The organism is Sphingomonas sp. Marseille-Q8236, assembly GCF_965112005.1.
The window spans coordinates 913,337-936,246 of the sequence record NZ_CBCOPO010000001.1 but is presented as its reverse complement, the minus strand read 5'-3'; the positions used below and the strand labels follow the sequence as shown (position 1 = coordinate 936,246).

The 22,910-nt window shown below is 67.6% G+C and carries 19 protein-coding genes; 5 read left to right on the top strand and 14 right to left on the bottom strand.

All coding sequences use genetic code 11. The features are described 5' to 3' along the window. The first annotated feature begins 2 nt into the window (after positions 1-2). Both ACWPWT_RS04405 and ACWPWT_RS04400 read left to right on the top strand, forming a co-directional pair. A complete protein-coding gene (locus tag ACWPWT_RS04405; protein WP_454278722.1) occupies positions 3-1,568 on the top strand; it encodes an alpha-N-arabinofuranosidase in 1,566 nt (521 codons plus the stop codon). Next, complete coding sequence (locus tag ACWPWT_RS04400; protein WP_454278721.1) at positions 1,568-2,920, top strand: family 43 glycosylhydrolase; 1,353 nt, start codon at positions 1,568-1,570, stop codon at positions 2,918-2,920. The genes ACWPWT_RS04405 and ACWPWT_RS04400 overlap by 1 nt, the downstream gene beginning before the upstream one ends. A gap of 121 nt (positions 2,921-3,041) precedes the next feature. On the opposite strand, the gene ACWPWT_RS04395 is transcribed toward ACWPWT_RS04400, so the two are convergent. Then, positions 3,042-5,402, bottom strand: coding sequence for a membrane-bound PQQ-dependent dehydrogenase, glucose/quinate/shikimate family (locus ACWPWT_RS04395; RefSeq protein ID WP_454278720.1), 2,361 nt, complete (start codon positions 5,400-5,402; stop codon positions 3,042-3,044). Between the two features lie 140 nt (positions 5,403-5,542). On the opposite strand from ACWPWT_RS04395, the gene ACWPWT_RS04390 reads away from it, so the two are divergent. Further along, positions 5,543-6,493, top strand: coding sequence for an alpha/beta fold hydrolase (locus tag ACWPWT_RS04390; RefSeq protein WP_454278719.1), 951 nt, complete (start codon positions 5,543-5,545; stop codon positions 6,491-6,493). Positions 6,494-6,499: 6 nt separating this feature from the next. Here ACWPWT_RS04390 and ACWPWT_RS04385 read toward each other — a convergent pair whose 3' ends face one another. From ACWPWT_RS04385 to ACWPWT_RS04360, 6 genes are all read right to left on the bottom strand, one after another. Beyond that, positions 6,500-7,198 (bottom strand): GIN domain-containing protein, encoded by a 699-nt coding sequence (locus ACWPWT_RS04385; RefSeq protein WP_454278718.1) that lies wholly within the window; start codon positions 7,196-7,198, stop codon positions 6,500-6,502. Between the two features lie 86 nt (positions 7,199-7,284). Further along, entirely contained in the window at positions 7,285-8,028 is a 744-nt protein-coding gene (locus tag ACWPWT_RS04380) for a head GIN domain-containing protein (protein ID WP_454278717.1), read from the bottom strand. Positions 8,029-8,139: 111 nt separating this feature from the next. Further along, entirely contained in the window at positions 8,140-8,673 is a 534-nt protein-coding gene (locus ACWPWT_RS04375) for a CarD family transcriptional regulator (protein WP_042486954.1), read from the bottom strand. A 277-nt stretch (positions 8,674-8,950) separates the two neighbouring features. Continuing rightward, positions 8,951-9,292, bottom strand: a complete 342-nt coding sequence (gene fdxA, locus ACWPWT_RS04370; protein ID WP_125959090.1) for a ferredoxin FdxA — start codon at positions 9,290-9,292, stop codon at positions 8,951-8,953. A gap of 29 nt (positions 9,293-9,321) precedes the next feature. Further along, the gene (locus tag ACWPWT_RS04365) at positions 9,322-9,642 is read right to left on the bottom strand and encodes a S4 domain-containing protein (RefSeq protein WP_261268405.1); all 321 of its coding nucleotides are present in this window, start codon (positions 9,640-9,642) and stop codon (positions 9,322-9,324) included. Between the two features lie 153 nt (positions 9,643-9,795). Beyond that, entirely contained in the window at positions 9,796-12,291 is a 2,496-nt protein-coding gene (locus tag ACWPWT_RS04360) for a helicase-related protein (RefSeq protein ID WP_454278716.1), read from the bottom strand. 217 nt (positions 12,292-12,508) lie between these two features. Here ACWPWT_RS04360 and ACWPWT_RS04355 point away from each other — a divergent pair, with 217 nt between their 5' ends. Next, a complete protein-coding gene (locus ACWPWT_RS04355; protein WP_454278715.1) occupies positions 12,509-13,981 on the top strand; it encodes a M23 family metallopeptidase in 1,473 nt (490 codons plus the stop codon). A gap of 24 nt (positions 13,982-14,005) precedes the next feature. Here ACWPWT_RS04355 and ACWPWT_RS04350 read toward each other — a convergent pair whose 3' ends face one another. From ACWPWT_RS04350 to ACWPWT_RS04330, 5 genes are all read right to left on the bottom strand, one after another. Continuing rightward, entirely contained in the window at positions 14,006-15,652 is a 1,647-nt protein-coding gene (locus ACWPWT_RS04350; RefSeq protein ID WP_454279883.1) for an ATP-binding protein, read from the bottom strand. A 79-nt stretch (positions 15,653-15,731) separates the two neighbouring features. Beyond that, the gene (locus ACWPWT_RS04345; RefSeq protein ID WP_454278714.1) at positions 15,732-16,496 is read right to left on the bottom strand and encodes a TIGR02186 family protein; all 765 of its coding nucleotides are present in this window, start codon (positions 16,494-16,496) and stop codon (positions 15,732-15,734) included. Positions 16,497-16,507: 11 nt separating this feature from the next. Continuing rightward, entirely contained in the window at positions 16,508-17,422 is a 915-nt protein-coding gene (locus ACWPWT_RS04340; protein WP_261268401.1) for a sulfite exporter TauE/SafE family protein, read from the bottom strand. 45 nt (positions 17,423-17,467) lie between these two features. Beyond that, entirely contained in the window at positions 17,468-18,433 is a 966-nt protein-coding gene (locus tag ACWPWT_RS04335; RefSeq protein WP_454278713.1) for a hypothetical protein, read from the bottom strand. A gap of 11 nt (positions 18,434-18,444) precedes the next feature. Further along, positions 18,445-19,824 (bottom strand): glycosyl transferase family protein, encoded by a 1,380-nt coding sequence (locus ACWPWT_RS04330; RefSeq protein ID WP_454278712.1) that lies wholly within the window; start codon positions 19,822-19,824, stop codon positions 18,445-18,447. 201 nt (positions 19,825-20,025) lie between these two features. Between ACWPWT_RS04330 and ACWPWT_RS04325 the strand changes: the two genes are divergently transcribed. Further along, complete coding sequence (locus ACWPWT_RS04325; protein ID WP_261268398.1) at positions 20,026-21,231, top strand: MFS transporter; 1,206 nt, start codon at positions 20,026-20,028, stop codon at positions 21,229-21,231. Here ACWPWT_RS04325 and ACWPWT_RS04320 read toward each other — a convergent pair. Both ACWPWT_RS04320 and ACWPWT_RS04315 read right to left on the bottom strand, forming a co-directional pair. Beyond that, positions 21,185-22,411, bottom strand: coding sequence for a dipeptidase (locus tag ACWPWT_RS04320; protein WP_454278711.1), 1,227 nt, complete (start codon positions 22,409-22,411; stop codon positions 21,185-21,187). The two genes, ACWPWT_RS04325 and ACWPWT_RS04320, sit on opposite strands and share 47 nt — an antisense overlap. Beyond that, positions 22,408-22,686, bottom strand: a complete 279-nt coding sequence (locus ACWPWT_RS04315) for an acylphosphatase (protein ID WP_261268396.1) — start codon at positions 22,684-22,686, stop codon at positions 22,408-22,410. Before ACWPWT_RS04315 ends, ACWPWT_RS04320 begins: the two co-directional genes overlap by 4 nt. Positions 22,687-22,910 lie beyond the last annotated feature (224 nt).

Sequence of the window (22,910 nt, the reverse complement as noted above, 5' to 3'; positions counted from 1 at the left end):
CCATGAAAAGGGCAACGAAATTCCTGTTCGCGGCGGCGGTGGCCACGCTGTTTGCGGGCACCGCGACGGCGCAGACCGCGCCCGCGAGCACGGGCGACACGGTCGCGGTGCATGGCGACCGGCCCGGCGCCGTCTACAATCGCCGCATCTTCGGCCAGTTCGCCGAGCATCTGGGCACCGGCATCTATCCGGGTATCTGGGTGGGCAAGGGCAGCAAGATCCCCAACATCAACGGCTATCGCCGCGACGTGATCGACGCGTTGAAGGCGATCCGGGTGCCGGTGATCCGCTGGCCGGGCGGCTGTTTCGCCGACGAATATCATTGGCGCGAAGGTGTGGGACCGCAGGCCAAGCGCCTGACCAAGGTCAACACCAACTGGGGCGGCGTGACCGAGGACAACAGCTTCGGCACCAACGAATTCATGAACTATAGCGAGATGGTGGGCGCGGAAGCCTATGTCTCGGGCAATGTCGGTTCGGCCGCCCCGTCCGAGATGGCCGAGTGGGTCGAATATATGACCTTCCCGTCCAAATCGACCTATGCCGAGGAGCGCCGCCGGAACGGTCGTGACAAGCCGTGGAAGCTGGCGATGTTCGGCATCGGCAACGAGCTATGGGGCTGCGGCGGCAATATGCGCCCCGAATATGCGGCCGACGTGACGCGCCGCTATTCCACCTTCCTGAAGGTCCCCGCGGGTGAAAAGCTGATGCGCATCGCCAGCGGTGCGAATGGCGACGATTACAACTGGACCGAAGTGATGATGCGCGACGCGTCGAGTGCGTTCGACGGCATCGGCGTTCATTATTACACCGTCCCAGGCGCATGGGAAAAGAAGGGCGCGGCCACCGGCTTCGACGAGGAAGCCTGGGCGCGCACCCTCTCCAAGACGCTGAAGATGGAGGAACTGCTCACCCGTCACTCGGCGATCATGGACAAATACGACCCGAAGAAGCGGGTCGCGCTGCTCGTCGACGAATGGGGCACCTGGTATGATGTCGAACCCGGCACCAATCCGGGCTTCCTCTACCAGCAGAACTCGCTTCGCGATGCGATGGTCACCAGCCTGAACCTCGACATCTTCGCCAAGCACGCCGACCGCGTGCGGGGCGCGAACATCGCCCAGATGATCAACGTGCTGCAGGCGATGATCCTGACCGACGGCGCGCGTATGGTGAAGACGCCGACCTATTGGGTGTTCGACATGTACAAGGACTATCAGGACGCCACCGTCCTGCCGGTCGATGTCCAATCGCGCTGGTATAACAAGGACCAGTGGGTGATGAAGGCGGTCAGCGCCTCGGCGGTCCGCGACAAGGCGGGCGTGGTCCATGTCGGCCTGACCAATGTCGATCCCAACCAGCCGGCGACCGTCTCGGTCAAGCTGGACGGCGTGACGGCGGGCCAGGTGTCGGGTCGTATCCTGACCGGTACGACGATGGATGCCCACAACACCTTCGACGCGCCCAACCAGGTCGCGCCGCAGCCGTTCAACGGCGCGACGCTGTCGGACGGCACGTTGACGGTGCAGATCCCGGCCAAGTCGGTCGTGATGCTGGACCTGCGCTGATGAAAGCCCGCGCCGGAGCGTTGCTGCTCACCGCCGTCCTGCTTGCCGGGACAGCGGGGTCCGCCGCGCCCCGGCGCGAGGCACGATGGAACACGCCCGGGGCAGGCAACCCCTTGCTCCCGGGCTATTTCGCCGACCCCTCCATCGTTCGCGATGGAGGGCGTTGGTATATCTTCGCCACGATCGATCCCTGGGGCGATGATCGTCTGGGTCTCTGGACGTCGAACAATGGCCGCGACTGGACCTTCTCGCAGCCCAACTGGCCAACCAAGCAAGCCGCGACCAGCCCGACCTCTGGCGATTCGAAGGTCTGGGCGCCCTCGGTGGTCAAGGCCCCCAATGGCCGCTGGTATATGTATGTCTCGGTCGGCAGCGAGGTGTGGGTCGGATCGGCTCCCTCGCCGGCGGGGCCCTGGGCCGATGCCAATGGCGGCAAGCCGCTGATCGCGCGCGACTTCGCGCCCCAATATCACATGATCGACGCGGAAGCGTTCGTCGACGACGATGGCCAGGCCTATCTCTATTGGGGATCGGGGCTGAACTGGGTCAACGGGCATTGCTTCGTGGTGAAGTTGAAGCCCGATATGGTCCATTTCGACGGCGCACCGAAGGACGTGACCCCCGCCCATTATTTCGAAGGCCCCTTCATGGCGAAGGAAAAGGGCCGTTACCTGCTGACCTATAGCGACGGCAACACGACCAAGGACACGTACAAGGTGCGCTACGCGGTCGGCACATCGCCGATGGGGCCTTTTACCGAGGCGGCGAACAGCCCGATCTTGGAAACCGACGCGGGCAAGCAGATCATCAGTCCCGGCCATCACGCGATCCTCGCGGACAAGGGCCGGTCCTATATCCTCTATCACCGCCAGGCCCTGCCCTTCGTGATGGGCGGCGAGCGGGTGCTGCGACAGGTGTCGATCGACCCGCTGACCGCGCGCGCGGACGGGACGCTGGAGAAGGTGCGGCCCAGCCATGATCCGGTGATCCCGGCCTTTGCGGCAAAGCGGACGCGCGGGCTGCGCTGGACGGGCAAGGGTGCCGATGCGCTGGCGGCGGACGATAATTACGCGACCGCCTGGCGGCCCGAGGCCGGGAAGGCACCGCTACTCACCGCCGATCTCGGAGCGATCCGCGATGTGCGGGAGAGCCGGATACGCCCGGCCTTTGCGATCCAGCCGCGGGATTTGCGGATCGAGGCGTCGCAGGATGGCCGGACGTGGCACGAGGTGGCGGCCGAAAAAGGGGTGAGCGGGTCCCCCATCATCCTGCGCCATGCGGGCAAGGCGCGGTTCCTGCGCATGACGGTGCAGGCGAAGGAGCCCGCGATCCTGGAGTGGTCGATCTTCTAGAAGAGACACCGGGTTCGCGCGGGAGGCGTGGAGGACGCAGAGAAGCGATAGGCTGGTGATCCTGCCATGCTGATGCCCCAGGCGCGGCACCTCCGCGTTCTCCGCGCCTCCGCGCGAACCGTCACACTCCCTTCGGCAGGGCAAACGCCATCGTATAGTCCCCGTACCGCGTACCCAGCGCGCCATGACCCCCGGCGGTGATGACGACATATTGCCGCCCGTCCCGTCCGCGATAGGTCATCGGCGTCGCCTGCGCGCCCGCGGGCAGCCGGGCGCGCCACAGCACCTTGCCGCTCTTTAGGTCATAGGCCCGCAGATACTGGTCGGTCGTCGCGCCGATGAAGACCAGCCCCGATGCGGTGATGATCGAGCCGCCCAGATTGGGTACGCCGGTCTTGATCGGCACGCCCAGATGGCTGCCGAACAGGCCGGTATCCTGCGCGGTGCCCAAAATCTTCTTCCACACCACCTTCTTGGTGTTGAGATCGACGGCGGTCAGATGGCCCCAGGGCGGCGCGTTGCACGGTGCGCCGAACACCCCGATCCAGGCCGCGACCACGGCGACATAGGGCGTGTTATACTGGGTCTGGAGATTGGGTTCGCGCGCATTCTCGCCGCCCTTCTTCTTGGCCATATACTTCTTCACGCGCGGATCGTCGCGGCGCATCAGCCAGATCTTGAACGGCATCTCCATCGTGTTGACGGTAAAGACCTGCCGCACCGGATCGAGCGCCGCGCCGCCCCAGTCGGTGACGCCGTCAAAGGCCGGGTGGCCGATGATCGGCTTCAGTCCCGTCGGCTGATAGATGCCGGTCCCCTGGGCACGACGAATGTCGATCCGGCAGAAAAGCTGGTCGATCGGCGTCGCGCCCCAGGTCGATTTCTCGGTCGGTGCGGGCGGCGTGAAGGAGGGCAGGCCGACCGACCAGGGCTGGGTCGGCGACACCTTCACCCCCGGCGTCGCGCCGTCCTGCCGCGCAGGCCGCTCGACGATCGGCGTGATCGGCGCGCCGGTCAGCCGGTTGAGGAAATAGACCTGACCCATCTTGGTGGTCTGGATCAGCGCGGGAATCGTCTGTCCATTGGGTGCGCGATAATCGAACAGCGACGGGCCGATCGGAATATCCATGTCCCACATGTCGCGGTGGACGAGCTGGCGGACCCAGCGCAGCTTGCCGGTCGCGATCTCCAGCGCGACGATCGCCGAGCCGAACCGGTCGTCGAACGGCCGCCGCCAGCCGATCCAATAGTCGGGCGAGGCATTGCCGGTGCCCAGATAGACCAGGCCATTGCCTGGATCGGCGGTCATCGCGCCCCAGACATTGGGCGTGCCGCGCGTATAGGTTTCCCCGGCGGGCAGCGGCGGGATCGCATCCTGTGACCGGCCCACATCCCACGCCCAGACGCCCGCGCCCGTGATCGGATCATAGGCGCGCACCACGCCACTGGGGATATTGCGGTTGACGTTGTCGACGATCCGCTCGCCGACGATCAACCGGCCATTGGCGACGACGGGGGGCGAGGTGCTGATCTGATCGGCGGGCCCCGACACGCCCATATTCTGGCGCAGGTCGATGGCGCCATTCGTCCCGAAGCCGGGGCAGGGCTTGCCGGTATCGGCGTCCAGCGCCATCATCCGCGCGTCGAAGGTCGGCGCGAAGATGCGGCGGGGGCAGGGCGTGCCCGCCGGTGCCTGATAGAAGGCGACCCCGCGACAGACGAGATAGCTGTTGCCCTGACGGCTGACCTGATCCTTCCAGCTCCATTTGGTGCGCCCGGTCGTCGCGTCGATCGCCTGGACGATCGAATGCGGCGTACAGGTATAGAGGGTGTCGCCGATCTGGATCGGTGTCGCCTCCGAATGATATTCGCGCTTATGCTCGACCGATTCCGCCCGGTCGGGCAGGTCGCCGGTCCGCTGGGTCCATGCGAGTTCCAGCTTGTTGACATTGGCGGGCGTGATCTGGGACAGAGCCGAATAACGCTGGCCCGATAGCGTGCCGCCATAGTCCGTCCAGTCGCCCACCGGTGCCTGCGCCGCGATCGGCAGGCCGGGGTCCTGCGCATCGGCGGCACGGGTCTTGATGACCGGCACGGCGAAGAGCAGCGCAATGATCCCGAGCGCGGCCGGCATGGCGCGCGTCCGCGTGCGCGGCGAGCGGATCGCATGGCCGATCCAGGGCAGCGCGACCAGCAGCAGCAGGACCGTCGGCGCAATCACCCGCGGCACGAGCTGGAGCCAGTCCAGCCCGACTTCCCACACCGCCCAGATCAGCGTGGCGACCCAGATTGCGACATAGAGCCACCGGCCACGCGGGTCACCACGCCCGATAAGCGCCCCCGACAGGATCATCGCCAGACCGGTCAGGACATAATAAGGCGATCCCCCGAGCAGCGTGAGATAGCCCCCCGCCACGGCGAAAAACCCGCCCAGCAGGGCCAGCACCCAAGCCAGAATCTTTGCAAAGGCGCGACCCAACACGGGCTATCCCCCTATGGCTGTAACAAAATGTTGCTGTGGCATGAACGCAGCCGAGCGGGCTTTGTTCGCATCGGATCTTGATGTGAGGCAAATTTTCAGCCGAACCCGGACGGTTGGCCGACGAAAGGATGGAGATAGTGATGGCGGCATTGCCCTCTTGGTCGGTCGACGGGCCGTTCTCACCGTGGCTGACGCGCTGGATCGCGCCCGATGGCTGGGTGCATCGCCGCTTCGACCGGTCGCGGATTGAGGGTGTGGCGCGGCGCGGACGCTTGCTGTTTCAGACCGGCCGCGCCGACATGGTCGAGAAATATGGCGATGCGATCGACCATTTCCGGGCGCGAGGCTGGGACGTCACCGCCTTTGACTGGCGCGGGCAGGGGGGATCGGGACGACTGGCGAGCGACGATACCGGTCACATCGACAGCTTCGACCGGCTGACGGAGGACCTGTCAGCCTTTTATGCCGATTGGGTGGCGGAGGAAGACGGACCGCATGTCGTGCTAGGCCATTCGATGGGTGGGTTCGTCACCCTGGCGGCGCTGGCGGCGCGTCGCATCGCGCCCGATGCGGCGGTGCTGGTCGCGCCGATGCTCGCGCTGCGTTCCCCGATCGGGCAATGGGCCGGGGCGAGGGTCGCCCGGTGGCAGGTCGGGCGTGGTGATCCGCGACGACCCGCCTGGCAAAGGCTGGAGACGGAGGCCGCCGCCACCGCGCGCCAGAAACGGCTGACGCATGACCTGACGCGCTTTGCCGACCAACAGGCGTTTCGACGGCAATGGCCGGACTTATGCCTGGGTTCGCCAAGCTGGCATTGGGTGGCGGAGGCGTTTCGCGCGACCGCGGCGTTGCGCGGCGATCCCGCGCTGACGCGGATCGAGACGCCGGTGTTGATGCTGGTAGCGCTGGCCGACCGGCTGGTCGATGCGCGTGCCGCCGGACGGGTAGCGGCGCGATTGCCGCAAGGCGAAATGGTCGCCTTTGGCCGGGGTTGCGCCCATGAGATATTGCGTGAGGCCGAGCCGATGCGGAGCAACGCCTTCGCTGCGATCGATGTTTTCCTGACGCGGCGGGTTACGGGGTCGGCGTGATCCGCCTCACTTCGCGCCGCAACGGACCGGCCCGCCACCCGTCCCAGTCATCCGGCATTTGGGCGTCCCCGCGACGGTGACCCGACCCAGACCGTTATTGCCGATCGTCGCGGTGTAGCGTGCGCGGGCATCGACCTCACCCGGACCGTCCAGCACCACGAGCAGATCGCCTGCCTCCAGCCCATCGGCCATGATCGTGGCGGGGCCGCTGGCGGTCAAGCGTGCCTTTCCGACCCGCCCGCCACCGATCGCCAGCCTCGCCGATCCGAGCAGCGTCGCGGCCAGTTGCTCGCCATCCGCGCGGTCGATGCGCACGTCGCCCGCACCGTTGACCGCCAGTGACATTTGCGGGCCGCGCATCGCCTGCGCCGTCACCTGCGCCCCGCCGATGACGGTAATCGCCGACAGCGGCGGGGCGGCGATGGTCAGCGTGACCGGGCCCCGCATATTGCCGGTCCTTCCCGCGCCACGATCGCCGGTCCGGTGTACCACCAGCGTCGCCCCGGTGATCTGGGCTTCGACCTGGCGTAGCGTCTCCGCATCGCCCGACATCCTGGCGTGCGGCGAGGATGCGGTGGTCAGGGTGACGATGAACGGACCCTCGACCCGCAATTTGTCGAAGCTGCTCAAATCGATCCGTCGCTCGGCCGCCTGCGCGGTCGCGGGCATGGCCAGGGCAGCAATGAGAAGGGCGCGGGCGAGCATGGCGTTCGGTTTCGCACCATAGGATCGTCGCGACAAGCGGCCCGCCCGCGTCAGTGCGGGGAAAGCGCAAGGCCGCAGGTCGCGCTTTATCGTCCGCAGCGTGCGCTACCTGACCCCATCTTGCTGACGGTGCAGGTCGATTGCGGCCCCAGATCGGCGCTGCCCGATCCCATCAGGCTGACCTTGGCCGGGCCATTGACCCGCGCGACGACATCGCCCGATCCGGCGATCGAGACATCGGCCTGTCTGGCTTGCAAAGCCGCACCGCGCATATCGCCCGACCCGGCGATCGACACTTTCAGCCGGTCCGCCGTGCCGCTGGGGTTGATCGTGCCAGATCCTGCAATGCCCAGATCGGCCGCACCGACTCGCATTGCGCCGATGGTCAGGTCGCCCGATCCCGCGACGCCGGCATGGAAGTTCGGCCCTTCCACCCTGTCGATCGTCATGCGGCCCGATCCCGAAACCCCTGCATCGGCGAGACGCGGCAAGGTGACGAGGATTCGCGCACCCTTGCCGCTGCCCCAATGCACGCCGTTTTTGCGCCCGATGCGCAGCGTGTCGCCGTCGCGCTCGATCCGCAGCTGGTCCAGCACATCGGACGGCCCCTCGGCCCGCACCGAAAAGTCGCCGCCGACCCGTATATCGACGGGGTCGCTGCCGCGCAGATCGATGCCGGTAAAGTCGCGCACGGCATAGCTGCGGCTGTCGCCCGAGCCCTGCGCGGGAACACCCCGCCCCTCGTCCGACCGGCTAGAGGAACAGGCGGTGGCCGGGATGGCCAGTGCGAGGATGGCGAACAGGGGCAGACGGATTGCGGGCTTCACCATGACGATCTCCTGTATTGCTTGTACAATACACTAGAGGACGTGCGGCACGCAAATGAAAAGGGGCGGCCCCGGATGGGACCGCCCCTGATCGTCAGGTCGAGACCGACGGCGTCAGGCCGCAGGCTTTTCCTTATTATAGATGGCGGCCGCGGCGCGCAGGATTTCCAGGATCTTCTCCTGGGCGCGGGGCTCGTCCACCTCTTCCATCGCGGCGAGTTCGCGGGCGAGGCGGCTGGTGGCCGCTTCGAAGATCTGCCGCTCCGAATAGCTCTGCTCGGGCTGGTCGTCGGCGCGGAACAGGTCGCGGACCACTTCGGCGATCGACACCAGGTCGCCCGAGTTGATCTTGGCTTCATATTCCTGGGCACGGCGCGACCACATGGTCCGCTTGACCTTGGGCTTGCCCTTCAGCGTTTCCATCGCCTCGCGCATGGTCTTGTCCGAGGACAGCTTGCGCATGCCGACCGACTCGGCCTTGTTGGTGGGAACGCGGAGCGTCATGCGCTCCTTTTCGAACCGCAGCACATAGAGTTCGAGCTGCATCCCTGCGATTTCCTGCTTTTGCAGCTCTATAACGCGGCCCACGCCATGTTTGGGATACACGACATAGTCACCGACGTCGAAGTGGAGCGCCTTGGCAGCCATTGGGGGCCTTTCCGGATCAGGGCCTTCACGCGAGCGCCGAACGAGCGGAAATGGGTCCACTGATCAAGTCGGCCTCGGGAAGGAAGGGTCGAACACATCAAAGGCGGGCGGTCGCGAAAACAGCTAGGCCCGTCGCGGAACCATATAGCATGGTCGCAACAAAATTACCAGCATATGTGCAGGGTAACGGGAACCATTCAGCGCCGCACCGAAACATTCCTCCTCTGCAAGGGGAGGAATGACCCTGGATCAGTCGCCCTTGCCGGGCACGTCCCGGTTAGTCGCCCTTGCCGGGTTCCGGGCTGAAGAACTGTTCGTACTTGTTCTCCACGCCCTTCATCGCATCGGCGTCGGGCGGGGTCTGGTCCAGCTTGCGCGTGACGTTGGGCCATTGGGCGGAGAAGGTGTTGTTCAGCTCCAGCCACTGCTCCAGACCGCTCTCAGTGTCGGGCAGGATCGCCTCGGCCGGGCATTCCGGTTCGCACACGCCGCAGTCGATGCACTCGGACGGGTTGATGACGAGCATATTCTCGCCCTCATAGAAGCAGTCGACGGGACACACCTCGACACAGTCCATATACTTGCAGCGAATGCAGGCATCGGTGACGACGTAGGTCATGACAACTCCCAAGGTACGAACGCGTGCTGCTATGCCGCATGCGACGATCCGTCAACGCTTGAAACCGGCGAAGTGACCAGATCGCAGTAGCAGGCGCGTCCTTCGGCGGGTGGTCCGCGCCGGACGGGGAGCGATTCCACCCGCAGCACGCGCACCTGGCCATGATGCGCGAAGGTCAGGATGCTGCCGATCCGTACCGGCGCATGGGCGCGGTCGATCGCGCGCCCATCCATCCGGAAATGCCCGTCGCACGCCATCGCCTGCGCCGTATCCCGCGACTTGGCGATCCGCGCCCACCAGAGGAAACGGTCGAGCCGCATCGACTCGGGGGCAGGGGCGCGGTTCGTCATGGGGTCAGGCGGTCCTTTCCAACGGAGAAATCCAAAACATATTGTCCGCCCCGGCGGAGGCCAGGGCCCAGTCGCCATGCAGCCGGGTGGCGAGCCATGACCTTCATCGCAACTGGACCCCGGCTTTCGCCGGGGTGGCGAGGTGAAGGGGACTCACGAAGGCCGTCCCCAGTCGGCGAGCGCGGCAAAGGCGTTGCCGGGGCGCGCCTCGACGCGCGGCGCGGGACGGGCAGGGGGGCGGCCGCGCCAGATCCAGCGGGGGGCCTGGTCCTCGGCGTCGCCACGCACCTTGCGGAAACCCAGATCGCCCATCAGCCGATCGAGCGTCGCGGGTTCCAGCCCGATCGAGGTCGCCAGCGCCGGGTCGGGTGCGAACGGTCCGCGCCCCTGTCGCGCATCATGGGTGGCGCGCGCGATTCGCTCGACCAGATCAATCCGCACCGCCTGCTCGCCCAAGGGCCGAAAGCCCGAGGCCACGGTCCGCCCCGGCTCGTCCCGGCGCAAGGTGGTCGCGCCGATCCGCACCAGTTCGGGGCTCTGACCCCAGAGAGTCATCAGCGTGCGCCGCCACGCCGCGGCGGCAGGCTTGAGCAACCGCGCATCGAATATGTCGAGCGTCCCGATGGTGATTCCCAGCCCGCGCAGCCGCCGCCGTTCCTCGGGCGACAACGCGTCGATCATCAGCCGCAACGGCTGGCGCGGCACGATCCCGCCCGCATCCTCCAGCGCGGCGGCGACGGCGCGCAAAGCAGGCGAGGCCTTCGCCTCCCGCGCCAGCCCAGCCAGGCGAACGATCGCGGGCACCTGCTTTTCAAGCGAGCGCGCCACCCAGCCGTCGAGCCGCGCCTTCACCCGCTCGCGAAGCGGCTGGCTCAGGCAATCCAGATCGCGCTCCAACCGGACCACCGGCCGCCCCAACGACGGGCCGGCGGTCAGCCTCGCCACGCCATGCCCGTCCCAGACCAGCCGATCCTCGACGATCGCAATCGCCTCCTGCCCGGCGGCGATCAGCGCCTCGGCCCGACGCGACCGTTCGGTGCCCAGCCGCTTTTCGGCGGCGGCGAGCAACAGCCTTTTGTCATTGGCCCGCGCGCCCGCCTCGACGGTGAAGCGGAACCCCTCCAGCCGCCCGATGGGGTGATCCTCGACCAGCACCTCGCCCTCGGGGCCGATGGTGACGGGCAGCGCCCCGGCATCCGCGCCGATGCGGCGGATCAGCGCAGTGGTGCGCTTGTCGACGAAACGCTGGGTCAGGCTGGTATGAAGCCCATCGGACAGACGCTCCTCGATCTCGCGGGTTCGCTCGGCCCAATGCTTCGGGTCGGCCAGCCAGTCGGCCCGCTGCGCGATATAGGCCCAGCTCCGGATCGCGGAGAGCCGCCCCGCCAGCGTCTCGACATCGCCCGCCATGCTGTCCAGCCGCGCGATCTCGTCGGCGAACCATTGGTGCGGGACATGGCCCAGCCCTTCGGACAAATGGCCGAACACGCGCGAGACGAAGCGGGCATGCGGATCGATGCCGACCTTGCGAAAATCGGGAATGCCGCACGCCGCCCACAGCCGCGCGACCATGGCGGGCCGCCGCACCCGGTCGCGGACCCAGGGTTCGTCGGCCAGCCGCTTGAGCACCTGTAGATCGGTGGCCAGCGGCGCGGCGCGCAGCACGCCGGGCTCGGGCTTGCGCTCCAGGCTCTTGATCAGCGCGTCGATGCTCGACAGGTCGGGATCGCCGTCGCGCCAATAGAGATGGTCGAGCCGGGGGAAGCGATGCTCCTCGATCGCCAGCATCTCTTCAGGCAGGAACGCGTCGGGGCCTTCCTCGGCCAGCGCGCCGAAGGTGCCGTCGCGGTGATGCCGCCCGGCGCGCCCGGCGATCTGGGCCATTTCGGCGACGGTCAGGCGACGGCGGCGGCGGCCGTCGAACTTGTGCAGCCCGGCAAAGGCGACATGCGCGACGTCCATGTTCAATCCCATGCCGATCGCGTCGGTGGCGACGAGATAATCGACCTCGCCCGCCTGGAACATCTGGACCTGGGCATTGCGGGTGCGCGGGGACAGCGCCCCCATCACCACCGCCGCGCCGCCGCGCAGGCGACGCAGCATTTCGGCGACCGCGTAAACCTCCTCTGCCGAAAAGGCGACGATCGCCGAGCGCTTGGGCAGGCGGCTGATCTTCTTGGCGCCCGCATAGGACAGGGTCGAGAAGCGCGGCCGTGCGACGATCTCCGCCTCGGGCACCAGCGCGCGGATCATGGGTTTCAGGGCCTCGGAGCCCAGGATCATCGTCTCGTCCCGGCCACGCGCGTGCAGCAACCGATCGGTAAAGACATGACCGCGCTCGGGATCGGCGCCCAGTTGCGCCTCGTCCAGCGCGACGAAGGCGACGTCGCGGTCGGGCATGGATTCGGCGGTGCACAGGAACCAGCGGGCGTCGGGCGGCACGATCTTTTCCTCGCCCGTCACCAGCGCGACCTTTTCCGGTCCCTTAAGTGCGACGACACGGTCATAGACCTCGCGCGCGAGCAGGCGGAGGGGAAAACCGATGATGCCGCTGCTATGCGCGCACATCCGCTCGATCGCGAGGTGCGTCTTGCCGGTGTTGGTCGGCCCGAGAACGGCCGTCACGGCGCCCGATACGCGGCTGGTCATATCCCCTACATCGGGCCTCTCGCGCCCGGTTGCAACGGCATGAAGCAAGATGGGCCCGCCGCCGCGATATTTGGCCCGGTCCGGTCACGTTTTATCGCAGCGTCGGGGCAGCAGGGCGTAGCGCGTTTGACTTTGCCCCCGCCCCCCTACACCCGATCAGAGTGCGCCGGGGGGATCGGCGACATGGATCGACGATAGACGGACGCACCCTTTAGTCATGTTCCTGGCCAGCGACGACGCATTACTCGTATCCGGCGGTACCGCAGCGCGGCCGTTGAAGACGGCCTTTCCGCTCGCCCCGACCGGACGGCTGGCCTGGTGGCGACAGGCGATGCGCGGGGTCGACTGGGTGCCCGATCTGGGCGCGCAGATCGGCAGCCGCGACTGGTGGCGGGGCCTGGCGACCTGTTCGACCCTCTGCGTCGCGACGATCGCCATGGCACCGGGCTTTCATCATCGCATTCCCGCCCGCGCTCCCGCGCCGCTGACCGGCGATGCGTGGAAGAATGCACGCGCGCAGGCGATAACCCCGCTGGCCCTGGGGGCCGATAGCGGCCGGCGCATGGCGGCGGGCGATCTGGTCGAGCATCTCGCCGAAGCGCCCGAACGCCCCAGCGTCGACCTGTCCGCCACCATGGGATCGGGCGACTCGCTCGCCCGCGTGCTGCAACGTGCCGGGGTTTCCCGCGATCAGGCCCGCGCCGCCGCCGATCTGGTCGACCAGGCGACCGAGGGCGAGGCGATCGCCTCCGGCACCCGCATCGCGCTGACGCTGGGGCGGCGTCCCAGCCGGATGGTGGCGCGCCCGCTGGAGGGGATGAAGCTGCGCGCGCGTTTCGATCTGGCGGTGACCTTGACCCGCACGCCGCAGGGGCTGGCGATGACCAGACAGCCCATCGCGATCGACCGCACCCCGCTGCGCCTGCAAGGGCTGGTGGGGGCAAGCCTCTACCGCTCGGCGCGGGCCGCCGGGGCTCCGGCCAAGGTGGTGGAGGCCTATATCAAGGCGCTGTCGTCGCATGTCTCGGTCGGGCGGGACGTGCGGCGGTCGGACAGCTTCGACCTGATCATCGCGCGCGAACGGGCGGCGACCGGCGAGACGCGGCTCGGCCAGTTGCTGTTCGCCGGGCTCGATCATGGCGGGCGCAAGGTGCAACTGGCGCGGCTGGCCGATGACGATGACGGCCAGTGGTACGACGTCAATGGCCAGAGCGAACGGCGCGGCAGCATGGGAATGCCCGTCGCGGGGCGCATCACCTCGTCCTTCGGCAAGCGGATGCACCCGATTCTGGGCTTCATGCGGATGCACAAGGGGACCGACATCGGCGCCCCTTATGGCGCGCCGATCCACGCGATCATGGACGGCGTCGTCCAGTTCGCCGGGCGGTCGGGCGGCTATGGCAATTTCATCAAGCTGTCGCACAGCGGCGGCGTGGCGAGCGGTTACGGACATATGAGCCGCTTCGCCGTTCGGTCCGGCGCGCATGTCAGGCAGGGGCAGGTGATCGGCTATGTCGGATCCACCGGCATGTCGACCGGCCCGCACCTTCACTGGGAGGTGTGGAAGAACGGTGTGACCGTCAATCCCCGCACCCTGAACCTGTCGAGCGTCGCGACATTGTCGGGCGCGAAGCTGCGTGCCTTCCGCCGCGAGGTTCAGAGCCTGCTCGCGGTGCAGCCGGGACGGTAGCAGGCCCGGCCTTCGGTCCGCCCCTTATTTCCCCGCCGCCCGCCACCGCGCCACGGTGTCGTTCAGCACGGCTTCGCCCCGCGACGGCGTCGCCCAGAGCGAGGTGACCTTCATGTCGTTGGAGGCGGGGCGCTTGCCCTCCTCCAGAGTGTCGAGGCTGGCGCGCATCGGAAAGGCTACGCCTTCGCCCGACAATATGGCCTCGCGGTTGCGCAGGGCCGAGATGGTGTCGAGCAGGCCGCGACCGCCCTCGGGCATCGCCGCGCGGACCATCGCCTGATCCCGCTCGTTGTTCAGGCGCATCGCGATGATGGTGCCGCATTGCGACAGCACGCTTTCCGACAGGTCCGACGGCCGCTGGGTCACCAGTCCCAGCGAGACGCCATATTTGCGCCCCTCCTTGGCGATGCGCGACAGGACGCGGCCGACCGCCGAGCCCCGCTCGGCATCGGCGGGGATATAGCGGTGCGCCTCTTCGCAGACCATCAGGACGGGGCGGCGCTCTTCGGGCCGTGACCAGACGGCATGGTCGAAGATCATCCGCGCCAGCACCGCGACCACCACGCTCGTCACGTCGGAGGGGACGCCCGACACGTCGATGATCGAGATGGGCCGTCCGCCGCCGGGCATCCGCAGGATACGGCTGAGAAAGCTCGCCATCGTATCGGCGACCAGCATCCCCGAGAACATGAAGGCATAGCGGGGATCGCCCTTCACCTCCTCGATCTTCGCCTTAAGGCGCAGATAGGGCGCGGTATCGCCCGCGCGTTCCAGCTTGCTCATCTCCTGCGACAACAGGCTGGTCAGGTCGGACAGCAGATAGGGGATCGGCGTGTCGACGGTGACGCGGGGCAGGTCCTGCGCCGCGCGGTTGCGCATCCGCGCCGCCAGAAGGCAGCGTGCCAGGACATCCATATCGCCCTGGCGATCGTCCGACCCGGCGGTGACGAGGATTTCGCAATGCTCCTCGAAATTCATCAGCCAATAGGGCATCCGCAGATTGCCGACATCGTGGATCTGGCCGCTGTCGTGAAAGGCGCTGGCATATTCGCCATGCGGATCGATCATGACGATATGACCCTGCGGCGCGAGTTCGCAGATACGGTGCAGGATCATCGCGGTGGCGGTCGACTTGCCGGTGCCCGTCGAGCCCAGCACCGCGAAGTGGCGACCCAGCAGCGCATCGACCACCAGGGTCGCGGGCACGCTGCGCGCGGGATGGACGGTGCCGATCCGTATCGTCGCGATGTTGCGATTGGCGTGAATGCCCGCCAGTTCCGCATCGGTGATCGCATGGATCGTCGCGCCCGGCAGCGGATAGGAGGTGACGCCGCGGCGGAATCCGTACATCTCGCCGGTTTCGGCGTGACGCATGCCCTCGCCCATCAGGTCGATCTCAGTCGCGATGGCGGCGGCGTCGCTGGCCGGGTCGAGCGACAAGGCGCGGATCGAGCCGATGATCCAGCGATCGTCGCGGCGGATCTTGACCGGCATCGCGACCTGCCCCGCCGCTGCCAGCACCGGGTCGTCATGGCCCGCCAGAGCGCTCACCGCTTCGCGGTCGAGGACGATGCGTCCGCTCGCCCCGGCAATGCCCAGAAGCCAGCCGATGACGGGCGCATCGGGGCGGGATGGCATGGGGTGTTCGAAGACGAGCGAGGGGGAGTCCATCAAGACGAAATGGTCCGATCCGGGGAAAAGGGCGATCCTTCTATCCCGGTGAACCTTAAAATGCCGTATCTACAGTCGCCTAGACGCGGCGAGCGATCCAGCCGGCGGTCCAGCCCAGCAGGATCGAAAGCGCGACGGCCGTCAGGCCATAGGGGATGGCGGCGCGATCGGCGGCACGCGCGACGAACCGCTCGAACCCCGACTTGCGGATGTCGATGTCGCGCACGGCGGCGGCCAGGACGCGACCGTCGCGGATCAGAAAAGTCTCGGCGGTGAAACGCCCCACCGGAACCCGCGCCGGAATCGTCACCCGCGCGCGGTAGAGCACGTCGTCGGTGATCTCGACGGCGCGCGGTGCCTCGACATACAGACCGGCGCGGCGGCGCTGATCGACCAGACCTTGCTGAAATCGCGCCTGGACGTCGGCGGGGGCGTTGGAGGCGGGGGATAGCTGAAGGCTGTCGAGCCCGAGTTCGTAAATGGCGCGCGTCCGGTCGTCGACGATCCGTTCGATCGGGCGGGACGAGGCGATGGCGTAGAAGGACGGTGCCGACTGATAGCGCAGTCGCCCGGCATTGACCCACAGCCCGGCGATCTTCTCCTTCTCGCGGATCAGGATCGACTGGGTCGGGCCCTTGACCACCACCACGATATCGGTCGGGCGGTCATTGCTGGGCGGGCGGCCGCCGGGATAGAGGATCGCGCCGAACAACAGCAGTTCGGCTCCGGTGAAGCTATAGGCGATCTGAATATCGCGCTGCGACACGTCGGGGACCAGCACGGGCTTGGCCTGCGCCATCAACAGCGGCGACAGCAGCGCCAGCGCGGCGGCGGCGATCCTCATGGCGGCCGGCCTCATAGCGGCTGGACCGTGAAGATTTCCTCGGGCCGCCACACCAGGCCCAGCAGGATGCGCAATCCCACCAGCAACACGATGACGGCCAGGGCAAGGCGGAGATATTCGGGCTTCGCATTGGTGGCGAGCTTGGCTCCGACCTGCGCCCCCGTCACCGATCCGACCAGCAGCAATCCGGCGAGCACGATGTCCACCGCCTTGGTGGTGGTGGCGTGGACCATGGTCGCGGCGGCGGTGACGAACAGCGTCTGGAACAGCGAGGTACCCAGCACGACATTGGTCGCCATGCCGAGGATATAGATCATCGCGGGGACCAGGATGAACCCGCCACCCACGCCCAGCAGGATGGTCAGGATGCCGGTGAAGAACCCCAGCATCAACGGGGCCAGCGGCGAGATATATAGGCCAGAGGCATAGAATCGGGTGCGGAAGGGCAGGGCCGCGACGATCGGGTGATGCCGCCGCCGGGCCGCACGCTGGGGCAGGCCCCGGCGCTGCGCCAGGATCGCGCCTGCCGCCTCGCGTGCCATGACCAGCCCGATCCAGCCGAGCATCAGGACATAGACGATCGCGATGACCGTATCGATCTGACCACTGGCTTGGAGCAGGCGAAAAATCCATGCGCCCGCGAACGACCCGATGATGCCGCCCGCGACCAGCACGCCGCCCATCTTCACGTCCACCCCGCCGCGTCGCCAATGCGCGGACACGCCGGATACGCTGGCCCCCGTCACCTGGCTGGCGGCGGAGGCGGCGGCAACGGTGGGCGGAATGCCATAGACGATCAGCAACGGCGTGGTCAGGAAGCCGCCACCGACGCCGAACATCCCCGACAACAGACCCACGCCTGCCCCCAGCGCGATGATGACGAGCGCATTGACCGACAAATTGGCAATCGGAAGATACAGGTCCACGCCCGCGTTATAGACGCACGCGTCTTTCCGAACAGTATCGACGGCTCAGAAATCGCCCGCCAGCGACAGGGCAGCGCCGGAATTGGGCGAAGCCTGCCCCGCCACCCGCTGTCGCCAGTCGAGCGACAACCGCAGGCGGCGATTCGCGACCGGCACCGCGATGCCCATTGTCGGCCCGACATCCAGCCGGTGCACGTCGCGCTGCGCCCCGCCCCAGGCCCCCAGCCCCAGGTCGATCATCGGGCTCAGTGCTGTGCTGACACGCACCGCGCCATCGGCAAAGGGCTCGATCCGCTCGCGTGCCACCGCGCCACCCTGTGCATAAGCCGCCAGGACAAGGCCGGGGGCGCCCGGCTGGGGGCCGATTCCGGCCACGGCCAAAGCGGCGGGGGCGTCTCGGCCCGAATCGAGGGCGATGCGCTGTTCGACCAGCAACCGGACGGGCCCATGCCGGACGGGACGCCAATCGATCCCCACCGCCATCTCGCGCCCGATACCCTGCCACGGCGTCGACAGACGCAGGCTGGCGGACAGGTCGCCCCGCTTATCGATCCGCCGCAGCACACGGACGCCGGCCTGCGTGCCCCCCAATTGCCCGCCGGGCAGCAATGTCCGCCCCCCGTCGCAAACGATCGCCCATAGGCTGGCACTCCATCGCCGTGCCGGGGCGGGGGTTTCGGGCAGCGCCGGGATCGGCGATGGCGGGATGACCGACGGTGGCGATGCGATGACGGGTGCATCCTCAGGCGGGGTCTCCTCCACCATTTCCACTGAAGGCGGTATGACCATCGTCGGCCTTCGCACGTTCGGCCGAGGCGAATGTCCGCTCGCAAGCCCCATCGGTCGCGAGTCGGGACGGAGCGGGGCAAGGTCCGTCATTGCCACCTTGCTCGCCCGCGGCTTGGCCGGTCGTTCGGGCCTGACCGCCATCTCGACCACCGCATCGGAGGGCAGCAGAAAGGCCAGGCGGCCGAGCGTCCACAGCCCGACAATGGCTCCCAGAAATCGCAAGGGTCGACCGCTCATGGTTGCGGCGACAGGTCGGGGAAGTGATGGCTCGTCTTGTCCCACTTGGCGGTACCGCCGCGAAGGATATGGATATAGCGGATCAGCGCACGGGGAATCGCCGCCAGCGCCACGAAATTGCCGATGATGAATCGCGGCAGGGACCAGAACGCCTCGCGCCAGCCATAAGCGCGTCCCGTAAACGTCATTCGGACCACCAGTCGCCAGGTCAGCAGCATGGCGTTGATCCCGAACAGCATGCGCAGACCGGGATGAACCGGCGGCAAGGGGCTGTCGGTGACCCAGTGGACCAGCACCGCCACCGCATCGGCGGTCATGCCCAGATAGGCCGCCGCCAGCACCAGCATCGCCACAGGCCCACGCCGATCCCGCAGGCGCCACCAATGATCCCCCATCGCCAGCGCGCGGCCCCAGCCGGTGCGGTCCCATCCGATCAGTGCGATGCCCGTCATCCAGCGCGCCTTTTGCCGTACCGCCGCCAGCAACGTGGCCGGGAAATAGGCACGGACCGCCACCACCCCGGCCCGCCGTCCATCGGCCACGCGGGCGAAGAGTCCCTGACCGCCCAGCTCGGCGATGCGCAGACCCAGCTCATAATCCTCGGTCAGGCTGGTCGCGTCGAACGGATCGCCGCCTCGCGTGGCGGCGATCCGTTTCAGAATGTCCGGCGATATGGCGCAGCCCGTACCCGCCAGCGGCAGGCCCGCGCCGATCCAGGTCCGCACGACCAGTTGCTTGATATGGCTTTCCGCAAACTCGTCCGCATAGTGGCCCGATACGAGTCGCGATCCCGGTACGACCAGCGGCAATACCGGAAGCTGGACCACCGCCCGCCCTTCGATCAGCGAGTCGAAGACGGCCAGTTCGTCGGGATGCACGACATCCTCGGCATCGTGCAGGACGATCGCCTTGGCATCGAATCCCTCCGTCACCGCGTCACGCCACAGGGCATGCCAAAGCGTGTTCAGGCAATCGGCCTTGGTCGTGGGACCGTCACGCGGACCGATGACCAGCCGGATGCGATCGTCCCGCTCCGCGACATGGGCGGCGGCGGCGATGGTGCCGGGATCATTGGGGTAAAGCCCGACATAGATGCGATAATCCGGGTGACGAAAGCGGGCGAGCGCGGTCGACAGCATCGCGCCGATCACCGCCGCTTCGTCCCAGGCGGGGATGAAGACGATCATCCGCCCCGGCTGAACGGGCGGGGTCAGGGCATAGCTGCGGATCGGGGTCGCCGGGCCCTTTACCAGGCGTCGCGCCAGATAGAGCAGGTCGACCAGAAGGTCATCCAGTCCCCCGATCAACAGCCCGGCCGCCGCGAACAGCAGCAACTCACGCGCCACGATTTCGATCACCCCCGTGACCCCACCCATCCGGCATCCCCCCTTTGCCGAATGGGATTGTGCCTGTCCGAAATGGACCGATCAACCGCGACGTGATCGACCGTTTCGGGACAGTTACGGATGCCGGGTATCGGCGCCTTGCCGATTCTCCCTGGAAATCATTGCCACGGAAGCAAGCTGTTGGTTGCGCATCGTGTTGCGGTGCAACATATGCGTGATGAAAGGATTCTCATGCCCCGGACATTCTCCCCCGGCATCGTCCACGCTGCGCTGGCGGTGGGCGGTTTCGCGATCGGCACTACCGAATTCGCCGCGATGAGCCTGGAGCCGGACCTCGCGCGCGGGCTGCATATCGATGCGCCGACCGCGGGGCATGTCATCAGCGCCTATGCGCTGGGCGTCGTGGTGGGTGCGCCGATGCTGGCGGTGCTGTCGGCGCGGATGGCGCGGCGGACCCTGCTGATCGCGCTGATGCTGATGTTCGCGATCGGCAACGGCCTGTCGGCGATGGCGCCCGATTATCACTGGATGCTCGCCTTCCGCTTTCTCAGCGGCCTGCCGCACGGAGCCTATTTCGGTATCGCCGCGCTGGTCGCCGCCTCCCTCGTCCCCGATGAACGGCGGACGGTGGCGGTGGGGCGTATCATGCTGGGCCTGACCGTGGCGACGGTGGTGGGGGTGCCGCTGGCGCAGATGCTGGGTCAGTGGCTCAACTGGCGCTGGGTCTTCGGCGTCGTCGCCGCGCTGGCGCTGCTGACCGCGACGCTGGTCGCCATCGCCGCGCCGCACGACCGGCCCGAGCAGGGGGCGACGATCCGGCGCGAACTGGCGGCGCTGGGCCGGGGCCAGGTGTGGCTGACGCTGGCGATCGGGGCGATCGGCTTTGGCGGCATGTTCGCGGTCTATACCTATCTCGCCGCGACGCTGACCGAGGTGACGGGGGCGTCCACCGCGACGATCCCGCTGGTGCTGGCGGTGTTCGGCATGGGCATGACGATCGGCAATATCGTCGTGCCGCGCTTTGCCGACCGGGCGTTGATGCCGACGGCGGGCGGGTTGCTGCTCTGGTCGGCGGCGATGCTGGCGCTCTATCCGCTGGCGGCGGGAAGCCTCTGGACGATCCTGCCCAATGTCTTTGCCATCGGCCTGGGCGGTGCGCTCGGCACCGTGCTCCAGACGCGGTTGATGGACGTGGCGGGCGAGGGGCAGGGGCTGGCCGCCGCGCTCAACCATTCGGCGTTCAACACCGCCAACGCCATTGGCCCATGGGCAGGCGGCCTGGCGATCGCGCAGGGTCTGGGCTGGACCTCGACCGGCTATGTCGGCTGTGCGCTGGCGCTGGGCGGCTTTGCGATCTGGCTGGTCGCGATGCGATTCGCCGGAGACACGCTCAGCGGGCCAGCGGATCGATCGAATCGTCCGGTGCTGTCGCACTGAGGCTTTTCGCCACCGCGTCCACCTTCTCCATGACGCGAAGAATGTTGCCGCTGGTCAGCGCGGCGAGGTCGGCATCGCTCCACCCGCGCCGGACCAGTTCGGCCAGCACCAGCGGATAGCCATCGACTCCCGTCATGTTCTCGGGCCCGGTGCTGTTGATCCCGTCATAATCGCCGCCGAAGCCGACCGCGCCGCGCCCCGCCACCTGGGCGATGTGCGCGATATGGTCCGCGACCATCGCCGCCGTCACGCGTGGGGGCGGATTGGCGGCATCCCAGGCGATCAGCGGCGCGGGACTGCGCGGGCCATAGACATTGGCGGCCACCCCGACCGACTTGGCATAGGCGGTGCGCGTCCGATCCCAGGCGCGCCAGTCGCTCGACAGGAAGGAGGGATAGCAATTCACCATCACCACGCCGCCGCCCGCGCCGATCCGGCGGAGCAGATCGTCGGGGATGTTGCGCGGCGCATCCGCCAGCGCGCGCGCGTCGGAATGGGAGGCGATGACCGGCGCCTTGCTGGTATCGAGCACCGCCGCCATCGTCGCGTCCGAGACATGCGCGACATCGACGATCATGCCGATTCGGTTCATCTCGGCGACGACCGCGCGGCCGAACGGGGTGAGGCCGTTGGCGATCGGGGCATCGGTCGAGGAATCGGCCCAGGCCAGGCTGTGGCCATGGGTCAGCGTCATATAGGCGACGCCCAGCGTCCGATACTGACGCAGCACCGACAGCCGCCCGTCGATCTGGTGGCCACCCTCGACCCCGATCAGCGACGCGACTTTGCCGGAGCGGGCGATGCGGCGCATATCCTCTGCCGTGCGGGCCATCGCCATCCGGTCCGGATGCGCGGCGACGAGGCGATGGACGCGGTCGATCTGCTCCAGCGTCATCTCCACCGCGCGCGGACCCGTGACATCGGCCGGAATCCACACCGACCAGAACTGCCCGCCAACACCGCCGCGCTTCAATCGCGGCAGGTCGGTCTGAAACGGATGAGGCAGGTCGGTGGTGCCGGTGTCGAGTGCGGGCGACTCGGGTGGAACGCCGGAGTCGCGCAATTCCCAGGGCAGGTCGTTATGCCCATCGACGATCGGCGCCCGGGCCAGGACCGCTTCGACGCGCCGCGTGACGGCGGCATCGGCCATGGCGGCCTGAGCAAGAAAAAGCACGATCATAGCGTGGGCCTCCGTTCGAAATGGGTGAGCGCGGGGTCGAGCGGCGCGTCGCTTGGCACGACGTGCGCGACCCGGGCGGCGGGCGGACCGTCGGCGGCCTCGGCGATCATCCGGGTCAGGGCCGCGTTATCGCCTTGGACCAGCGCTTCGACCGAACCGTCCGCGCGGTTGCGGACCCAGCCGGTCAGTCCCAGCGAATCGGCGCGGGTCCGGAACCACTCACGATAGCCCACGCCCTGCACGCGCCCGGTAATGCGGAGATGACGACCGACCATACGCTGACTGTCGCGTGGGAGGGGGACAAAGGGAAGTCCCCTATTCCTCCTGTGCATGGGGCGCTGGCAGGGTGGAATGTCCCGACCATCCTCGACCCCGTGGGCGGGTTCGACCTGGCACGCCCCTCCCGCCATGCGCCCCAGGTCCCATCCCCTTGCAGGGGAGGAATCCTGGTTCGCGGGGAGGCGCAGAGCTCGCGGAGAAGACGTGTCTGTTCTTCTCT